Below are 8,157 nucleotides of genomic sequence, written 5' to 3'. Positions count from 1 at the left end.
GAGCGCGGCTTCGGCTGCAAGGTCGAGCGCGTTCCGGGCGTGATCGCGCCGCTGGTCAATGGCATGGCGCGCGGCGATGTCGATATCGTCATGGAAATCTGGATGGCCAATCCGGTCGATGCCTGGGTGAAGGCGGCCGAGGCCGGCAAGGTCGAGCCGCTCGGCACCACCTTCCCGGATGCGAGCGAAGGCTGGTTCGTGCCGCGCTATCTCGTCTCCGGGCCGGACGCCAAGGCGCCGGACCTGAAGACGCCGCAAGACCTCAAGCGCTACAAGGCTTTGTTCGCCGATCCGGAGGAGCCGGGGAAGGGACGCTTCTACAATTGCGTCGCCGGCTGGGTCTGCGAGGGCATCAACACCAAGAAGCTCGCGGTCTACGGGCTCGCCGAGGATTTCACCAATACACGCGGCGGCTCGGGCGAGGCGCTGGTCGCCGCCATCGAGTCCGCGCTCAAGCGCAAGCGGCCGGTCGTGTTCTATTATTGGGGGCCGAGCTGGCTGCTCGGCGCCTATGATCTCGTCAAGCTGGAGGAGGCGCCCTTCGACACCGGAATCTGGGCCGAGCTCAAGGCGAGCGACAACCCCAAGCGCGCCACCGCCTATCCGACGAGCAAGGTCGTGATCGGCGCCAATGTCGATCTGGCGAAGAAGGCGCCTCAGCTCGCGAGCTTCTTCAAGAACTACGGCACGACCAGCGACATGACCTCGAAGATGCTGGCCGAGGCCCGCGAGAAGGGCGTCACGCCCGAGCAGCAGGCCCTCGTCTTCCTGAAGACGCAAGGCGATGTCTGGAAGAAGTGGTTGCCGGCGGATGTCGCCAGCAAGGTCGCTGCCAGCCTGTGACGACCGACTTGATGCCTGATCTCGGGAGGGCATTGCAGGGCGCCGTCAACCGGGCGGTCGATGCGCTCGTCACCGGCTATGGCGACAGGCTCGACGGCTTCAGTGCGGTGTTGACGGCGCCGGTGCGCCTAGTCGAGACGGCGCTTCAGCACGTTCCCGTTCCGGCCTTCGTCCTGGCCGTCGCCGCGGGCGCCTGGCTCGCAACGCGGCGCATCGGCTTTGTGCTGGGGATGGCAGCCCTGCCGCTGGCTCTCGCGGGGCTGGGCGTCTGGGCCGAGGCGATGCAGTCGCTTGCGCTCGTCGCGGTCGCCGTGGTGTTCGTCGTGCTGCTGGGCTTGCCGCTCGGCGTCGCAGCGGCGCGTCTGCCACGATTGGGGAGGGCTCTCGCGCCGCTCTACGACCTGATGCAGACGATCCCGAGCTTCGTCTACCTGATCCCGGTCGCGATGCTGCTCGGGCTCGGGCGGGCGCCGGCGCTGGTCGCGACGCTGATCTATGCGCTGCCGCCCTTCGCGCGATTGACCGAGCTCGGCCTGCGCGGTGTCGATGCCGGGTTGGTCGAGGCCTCGCGGGCGCTAGGCCTTCAGCCGCGCCAAGCCTTCTGGCTGATCGAATTGCCGCTCGCCCGGCCAGTGATCCTGCAGGGGCTGAACCAGGCGATCATGATGGCGCTCGCCATGGTCGTGGTCGCTTCGATGATCGGCGCCAAGGGGCTGGGCGAGGTCGTGCTGCTCGGCCTGCAGCGCGCCGACCCCGGCCTCGGCTTTGTCGGCGGGTTGGCGATCGTCATATTGGCGATTCTGTTGGACCGCATGGCGCAGGCTCTGCTCGGCCGTCGGCGCACCTTCGACTAAGCGATCGCCGGCGTGCGGCTCAGGCCGCGAGGCCGCCGGATGAGGTGCTGCCGCCGCGCAGCAGGTTGCGCAGCCGATAGGCCATCGCCACCGGAGCGGGGAAGCGTTTGCGGCAGAAGGCGATCTTGCGGACATACGTGTCGATCCGCCAGGTCGCCCAGGTGCCTCCGGCGAAGGTGCCGATATCGCCGGCGCGCAGCAGCCGTTCGGAACCGTCCTGCGCCGTGACATGGACCGCACCCTCGAGGATGACGACGGTCTCGTCCCAGTCGAAATACCAGCGGAATTCCCCGGCCGTGCAATCCCAGATCGCCGTGCTGGCGCCCTCGTCGCCGCTGCGCGAATGCAGGGCCACGCGCGCCTCAGGCTGGCCGGCGATGATCCAGGACGGCTCGATCGGTGCGGGCTCCATCTCCATTTCGAGATCGTCGACCCTGTGGGCCACCAGCGGCGTCGGCGTGACCGGCGCCACCACCGAGATTTGCCGCATCATCGTCGCCGCAGCCGCGGCCATCATGAACTTGAGAGCCATGGTTCCTCCATTCCAGCTGGAATCCCCATAAGGCCTAGCGGTAAAGCCCGGCTTCCCGCGATCTCTCGCATTTGATCGATCTGCCGTCTGTGCCGTGCGCAGCGTGCTCGGGTGTGGCTGACAAAACCGGGGACAACCCGCCTGAAGGTTCTTGAACAAAGCGGGAACATGATTGATAGTGGCGGCTCGGGCGCGTAGGGTCCGGCTCCGGTCAAGCGGCCGGTTTGTGATGATGTGCGCAGGAAGGAAGCCGCCATGGCTGGCAGCGTCAACAAGGTCATTCTGGTCGGCAATCTCGGGCGCGACCCCGAGGTGCGCCGCCTCGGCAGCGGCGAGCCTGTCGTCAATCTGCGGATCGCCACCTCCGAGACCTGGCGCGACAAGCAGAGCGGCGAGCGCAAGGAACGCACCGAGTGGCACTCGGTCGTGATCTTCAACGAAAACCTGGCGAAGGTGGCCGAGCAGTACCTGAAGAAGGGCTCGAAGGTCTATATCGAGGGCCAGCTCCAGACCCGGAAATGGCAGGACCAGTCCGGCGTCGAGAAATACACCACCGAGATCGTGCTGCAGCGCTTCCGCGGCGAACTCACCATCCTCGACAGCCGTCAGGGCGGCGGTGACGAGTATGGCGAGGGCGGCGGCAGCAGCGGCGGCTACATGGACGACCGTTCGGGCGGCGGTGGCGGCTCCTTCGGCCGCTCCGGCGCGATGGGCGGTGGCGGCGGTTCGCGCCAGCCGGCCATGTCGGGTGGCGGCGGCGGTGGGCGCTCGTCCTCCAGCCATCTCGACGACGACATCCCGTTCTAGGGCTTGGTGATTATTCTCGGAAACGCTGCGTCATCCCGGGCTTGACCCGGGATCCATTCCGGGGCGCTGCCGATCGGGGTTCAGGCATGGATCCCGGATCTCCGCTTCGCTGCGTCCGGGATGGCGAGGTTTTGTCTATGATTTGGGGGGCCGGTTCTCGCTTGAGAGCCGGCCCTTCTGCTGTCGGCTCTGAGTACGGCCGCTTCTCACGGAAACGCTGCGTCATCCCGGACCAGCTGCGTAGCAGCGCCGCTCCGGGATCCATCGTAGAGTTCCGGAGCCCTCCGATGGATCCCGGGGCAAGCCCGGGATGACGGTGTGGTTGCTCACGACATCGACAAACTCAGGGCCGTGCGATGACGAGGCGCAGCGAGCCGTCGAAGCTCGGCTGATGGCGCAGGAATCCGTGGCGATCGTCCCAGGCGCCGCATTCCAGGTCCTGGCGCAGTTTCTCGATCGAAGCGGCGTTCTGCGCCTCGCCAACGAAGCTCCAGGCCGAGCAGGCGGAGCGCGCACCCGGATCGAGGAAGAGTTCCGGCCGGCCGTAATAGGCCTCGTTGAAGCCGTCGCGGCAGGCGAGCGGGATCGGCACTGCGACGATTTCGACATCGCCGCCCAGAACCGTACCGATATGGCCGAGCGAGGGATAGCGCCGCGCTTCGGTCGCGAGTACGTCCGGCGCGTAATGATTGAGCCAGAAGGCCTGTACCAGCTCCGGATCGCAGGAGAGGATCGCGACCGGACCGCGCGTCACACGGCGCATTTCGCGTAAGCCGGCATCGAGATTCTGCCATTGATGCACGGTGAAGGTCGCCATGCTCGCGTCGAAATGGCCGTCTGGAAAGGGCAGGGCCTCGGCCGTCGCGTCGATCGCCGCGACGATCTCGACCGGGCGCTGTGCCCGCATCGAGGCGGAGGGTTCGACCGCCGTCATGTCGCGGCCGCGCGGCTCATAGGAACCGGCACCGGCACCGACATTGAGGATACGGCGAGCCGGGCCGAGCGCCGTCTCGATCAGCGCGGCGATGGCGGGCTCGGGCTGGCGATAGGAGGCATAACCCTGCCCGATGCGGCCGTAATCGGCATCGCCGGCGCTGCCATCGGCCCGGCGCAGGCTTGGGGGCAGGTCGTTCATCGAGATGTCTCCGTCAGCATGAACAGCCAGAGCGGCAGGGCGTGGTCGCGTGTCAGCGGGGCGAGGGGAAGCGCGGAAGCCGTGCCGGGCTCGAGCCAGGCGATCTCGGCGATTTCCGCTGCCGGTCGGGCCTCACCGTCGAGAGGCAGGGCGAAAAGCTCGGCCTCGACGATGAAGCCCGGCTCGTTGGCGGCCGGAGCGGAGAAGCGTCCGCAATAGCGCGTGGCCTCCAGCGAAGCCGTCAGCCCCAGCTCTTCCCGGAGCTCGCGGGCAAGCGCTTCGAAGGGTTGTTCACCGGGTTCGATCTTGCCGCCCGGCTGCATGAACCAGGCGGTACCGGACTTGCGGACGAGCAGCAGGCGCTGGCGCGCGTCGGTCAGAAGGGCGGCTGCGATGCGGATTTGCCGGGCATCCTCGTTCAAGACCGATTCCCCTCAGGCTGGCGCGGGCGAGGATTGCCACGATCCGCATGGCGCGGACGGGTCGATGGTGGTAGGAACCGGCGCTGGATTTCGAGAGCGCATGCAAGCGAGGCATCAGGATCATGTTCGAGGCACGCAGCATCGACAGCGGCAACAAGCAGGAATTCTACCGCGAGCTCGCGGCGCAACTCGAAGCCCTGCTGGCCGGCGAGAGCGACCCGATCGCCAATGCCGCCAATACCTCCGCCCTGCTGTTCCAGATGATGCCGGACCTGAACTGGGCCGGCTTCTACATCATGCGATCAGGCGAGCTCGTGCTCGGCCCGTTCCAGGGCAAGCCGGCCTGCGTCCGCATTCCCGTCGGCAAGGGCGTCTGCGGCGCGGCCGTGGCGCAGGGGAAATCGATACTGGTCGAGGATGTCCATGCCTTTCCCGGCCACATCGCCTGCGATGCGGCCTCGCGCTCCGAACTGGTGGTGCCGCTGATCGGCCGCGACGGCGTGATCGGCGTGATCGATCTCGACAGCCCGTCGCCGGCGCGTTTCGATGCCGACGATCAGGCGGGCATCGAACGCATCGCGGCGATCTGGCTAGCCGCCTGCGGGGAGGGCGCGCCGGCCGCCCTCGCCAGAGCCTCCTGAGGTCGCGATGCCCTCGCTGAGCCTGCGGATCCAGCTCGATCCCGAGGGCAGGATCGGCCCCGGCAAGATCGCGCTGCTGGAGAATATCGCGACGCATGGCTCGATCTCGGCCGCTGGCCGGGCGATGGAGATGTCCTACCGGCGTGCCTGGGAACTGGTCGAGGAGCTGAACGTGCTCTTCGGCAAGCCGGTGGTCGAGCGCCAGGTCGGCGGGCGCAACGGCGGCGGAGCGCGACTGACCCCGCTCGGCGAAGCGCTGATCCTGCGCTTTCGCGCGGTCGAGCAGGCGGCGACCGAGGCTGCCGCCACCCATCTCGCAGCGCTCCAAGCCGAAATCGACCGGCCCGAGCGCGGCTGACGGGCGGTCGAACGCGGCGCAACCGAGGCGCCCTGCATTCATCGAATAGCGGATATGTGAGGGCCGTCCGGCAGCGCGGGCAGGCCCGATTTCACGTAGCGGGGACCCATTCGGGGCCACGGCCAACGAGCCGCTTTTCCTTGACATGCCCGCCCGTTTCGAACAGGCGTATCGCATATGCAGCAACACCGCTGCAAGTCTTTTTTTGTAATGATTCCAATGAGGAAGCAGCCAACGCTCCGGCGATTGGCGCCAAGGCTGCGGAACCAGCGAAAGGCCGCCGCGATGCTCCTCCAGAGAAGGCTGGATTTGGTGATGATGCGTGCGTTTCGTCTGGCTCTCGTGGTCGCGGCCCTGTCCGCGGTGGCCGCCCAGGCTCAGGTCCCCGCCCAGCCCGTTCCGGTGCCTGCCAATCAGGCTCCTCCCGTTGCGCAGGTCCAGCCGGCGACGCCGACCAATCCGCTGCCGCCCGCTCTGCCGCAGCTCGGCATCAGCCCGCCGAGCACCGCGCATCCGCCGTTGACGGTGAGCGAACCGGCGACGTCGGTTGCCGTTCCGGCGATGACAGCGACCTTGCCGCATGATCTGTCGCCCTGGGGCATGTTCATGGCCGCCGACATCGTCGTGAAGGGCGTTATGCTCGGCCTTGCCTTCGCCTCGCTGGTGACCTGGACGATCTGGCTCGCCAAGGCGATGGAACTCGCGACGGCCAAGCGCTCCGCCGGGCAGGCTCTGCGTCGTATCGAGGCGGCCGACAATCTGAGTGCAGCGGCCGGCGCGGCCGCCGGCAAGAGCGGCAAGCTGCGCGGCGCCGTCGGCCAGTTGCTCTCCGCCGCCTTGTCCGAGACGCGCCGCTCCGCCGATCTCGGCGAAGACGGCACCAAGGAGCGGGTCGCCATCGCCCTGTCGCGGATCGAGGCGCGCGCCGGCCGCGCGATGGCGCGCGGCACCGGCCTGCTCGCCACGATCGGCTCGACCGCGCCCTTCGTCGGCCTATTCGGCACGGTCTGGGGCATCATGAATTCCTTCATCGGCATCAGCCAGGCCAAGACCACCAATCTCGCCGTCGTCGCGCCAGGCATCGCCGAGGCGCTGCTGGCGACTGCGATCGGTCTCGTCGCCGCCATTCCGGCCGTCATCATCTACAATGTCTTCGCCCGCGCGATTACCGGCTACCGCGCCACGCTCTCCGATGCCTCCGGCGAGATCCTGCGCCATCTCTCGCGCGACCTGGAGCGCCGCCAGCGCGCCGTCGCGCCGGCCCCGCGCGCGGTGTCCTCGGCATCGGGCGCGGCCATGGCATCCGCACCGCTCGTTCCGGCGGAGTGAACCATGGGCGTTTCCCTCAAGGATCCGCAGGATGGCGACCTCGGCGAGGTCAGCGACATCAACGTGACGCCCTTCATCGACGTCATTCTCGTCCTGCTGATCATCTTCATGGTGGCGGCGCCGCTCTCCACCGTCGATGTCGCGGTCGACCTGCCGGTCTCGAATGCGCAGCCGCAGCCGCGGCCGGATACGCCGATGTTCCTGACCGTGAAGGGCGATCTCTCGCTCGCGCTCGGCAACGATCCCGTGCCGCGCGAGGCGCTGCAGGCGACGCTCGACCAGAAGACGAATCGCGATCGCGAGCAGCGGGTCTTCCTGCGGGCCGATGGCAGCGTCGCCTATAGCGAGCTGATGAACGTGATGAACCTGCTGCGCAATGCCGGTTATTTCAAGATCGCGCTGGTCGGGCTCGAGGATACCGGGCAGGGCGCCGTCGCTGGGCCGAAGCCATGAGCATCGAGCGCCCGTCTCTCTCCCGTTTCGCGCCGGCGGCCCTGCGCTGGAGCCTCGCCGCGCTCGTGGTCGCGAGCGCCCATGGCACGGCCGGCTGGGTCATCGCCAACTGGCAGCGTGCCGAAGCGGCGATGGGGGCGCCCCCCGCGGCCGTGATGATCGAACTCGCGCCGCTCGCCGTCGCGCCCGAGGCGCCTCAGCAGGACGTCGCACCGGGCCCGGAGATGGCCGAGGCGCAGCCCAAGCCCGAACCGCCGCCGCCAGAGCCGGTCGAGCAGCCGAAGGAGATCGAGCTGCCACCACCGGAACCGCAGCCCGTTGCGATACCGGAGCCGGAGATCAAGATTCCCGAATTGCCGCCGCTGCCGGATGCTGCCGCCGTCCTGACGCCGCCGCCGAAGGAGGCTCCGAAGCCACCTCCGCCTGAGGTGAAGCCCAAGCCGAAGCCGAAACCGAAGGTCGTCGAGAAGAAGCCGATCCGGCCGGACAAGCCGAAGGCCGAGCAGACCACGGCGCCGATGGCGCAGGATCAGGCTGCTCCGCGTGCCGCGGCCCCCAATTCCGGCGCCTCGTCGCCGTCTCCGGCCGTGACCGCGAGCTGGCGCGGGTCACTGATGGCGCATCTCAACCGCTACAAGCGCTTCCCGGGCGGTGCCAACCCCGGCACCGTCCAGGTCGCGTTCAGCATCGACCGGGGCGGCCGCGTGCTCTCGGCCCGGCTCGTGCGCGGCTCGGGCGATGTGGCGCTGGACGAGGAGGCGGTCTCGATGATCCGCCGCGCCA

Annotated in this window: 11 protein-coding genes; 8 read left to right on the top strand and 3 right to left on the bottom strand. The window is 68.2% G+C overall.

The genetic code is table 11. From position 1 onward, the window contains the following. The coding region (locus tag Q0Q02_RS21770; RefSeq protein ID WP_293812661.1) for an ABC transporter substrate-binding protein at positions 1-843 on the top strand (843 nt) is incomplete at its 5' end. An 11-nt stretch (positions 844-854) separates the two neighbouring features. Further along, positions 855-1,697, top strand: a complete 843-nt coding sequence (locus Q0Q02_RS21765) for a proline/glycine betaine ABC transporter permease (protein WP_293812659.1) — start codon at positions 855-857, stop codon at positions 1,695-1,697. A gap of 19 nt (positions 1,698-1,716) precedes the next feature. On the opposite strand, the gene Q0Q02_RS21760 is transcribed toward Q0Q02_RS21765, so the two are convergent. Next, positions 1,717-2,229: a cupin domain-containing protein gene (locus Q0Q02_RS21760; protein ID WP_293812657.1), complete on the bottom strand. Its 513-nt coding sequence runs from the start codon at positions 2,227-2,229 to the stop codon at positions 1,717-1,719. Between the two features lie 255 nt (positions 2,230-2,484). Between Q0Q02_RS21760 and ssb the strand changes: the two genes are divergently transcribed. Beyond that, a complete protein-coding gene (gene ssb, locus Q0Q02_RS21755) occupies positions 2,485-3,036 on the top strand; it encodes a single-stranded DNA-binding protein (RefSeq protein WP_293812656.1) in 552 nt (183 codons plus the stop codon). A 343-nt stretch (positions 3,037-3,379) separates the two neighbouring features. On the opposite strand, the gene Q0Q02_RS21750 is transcribed toward ssb, so the two are convergent. Continuing rightward, on the bottom strand, positions 3,380-4,171 hold the full coding sequence (locus Q0Q02_RS21750) for a class I SAM-dependent methyltransferase (protein WP_293812655.1): 792 nt from the start codon (positions 4,169-4,171) through the stop codon (positions 3,380-3,382). Further along, on the bottom strand, positions 4,168-4,593 hold the full coding sequence (locus Q0Q02_RS21745) for an NUDIX domain-containing protein (protein ID WP_293812653.1): 426 nt from the start codon (positions 4,591-4,593) through the stop codon (positions 4,168-4,170). The genes Q0Q02_RS21750 and Q0Q02_RS21745 overlap by 4 nt, the downstream gene beginning before the upstream one ends. Before the next feature lie 122 nt (positions 4,594-4,715). On the opposite strand from Q0Q02_RS21745, the gene Q0Q02_RS21740 reads away from it, so the two are divergent. The 5 genes from Q0Q02_RS21740 to Q0Q02_RS21720 form a co-directional block, all read left to right on the top strand. Further along, positions 4,716-5,234 (top strand): GAF domain-containing protein, encoded by a 519-nt coding sequence (locus Q0Q02_RS21740; RefSeq protein ID WP_293812651.1) that lies wholly within the window; start codon positions 4,716-4,718, stop codon positions 5,232-5,234. 7 nt (positions 5,235-5,241) lie between these two features. Then, entirely contained in the window at positions 5,242-5,592 is a 351-nt protein-coding gene (locus Q0Q02_RS21735) for a winged helix-turn-helix domain-containing protein (protein ID WP_061967973.1), read from the top strand. 315 nt (positions 5,593-5,907) lie between these two features. Next, positions 5,908-6,921 (top strand): tonB-system energizer ExbB, encoded by a 1,014-nt coding sequence (gene exbB, locus Q0Q02_RS21730; protein ID WP_293812649.1) that lies wholly within the window; start codon positions 5,908-5,910, stop codon positions 6,919-6,921. A gap of 3 nt (positions 6,922-6,924) precedes the next feature. Next, positions 6,925-7,374: a TonB system transport protein ExbD gene (gene exbD / locus Q0Q02_RS21725; protein WP_293812647.1), complete on the top strand. Its 450-nt coding sequence runs from the start codon at positions 6,925-6,927 to the stop codon at positions 7,372-7,374. Then, the coding region (locus Q0Q02_RS21720) for an energy transducer TonB (protein WP_293812645.1) at positions 7,371-8,157 on the top strand (787 nt) is incomplete at its 3' end. The genes exbD and Q0Q02_RS21720, both read left to right, overlap by 4 nt.

This window comes from uncultured Allobosea sp. (assembly GCF_945956895.1).
Taxonomy (GTDB): Bacteria; Pseudomonadota; Alphaproteobacteria; order Rhizobiales; family Beijerinckiaceae; genus Allobosea.
Note: the sequence above shows the minus strand (reverse complement) of the source record. Positions and strands in the feature narration are given on the sequence as shown.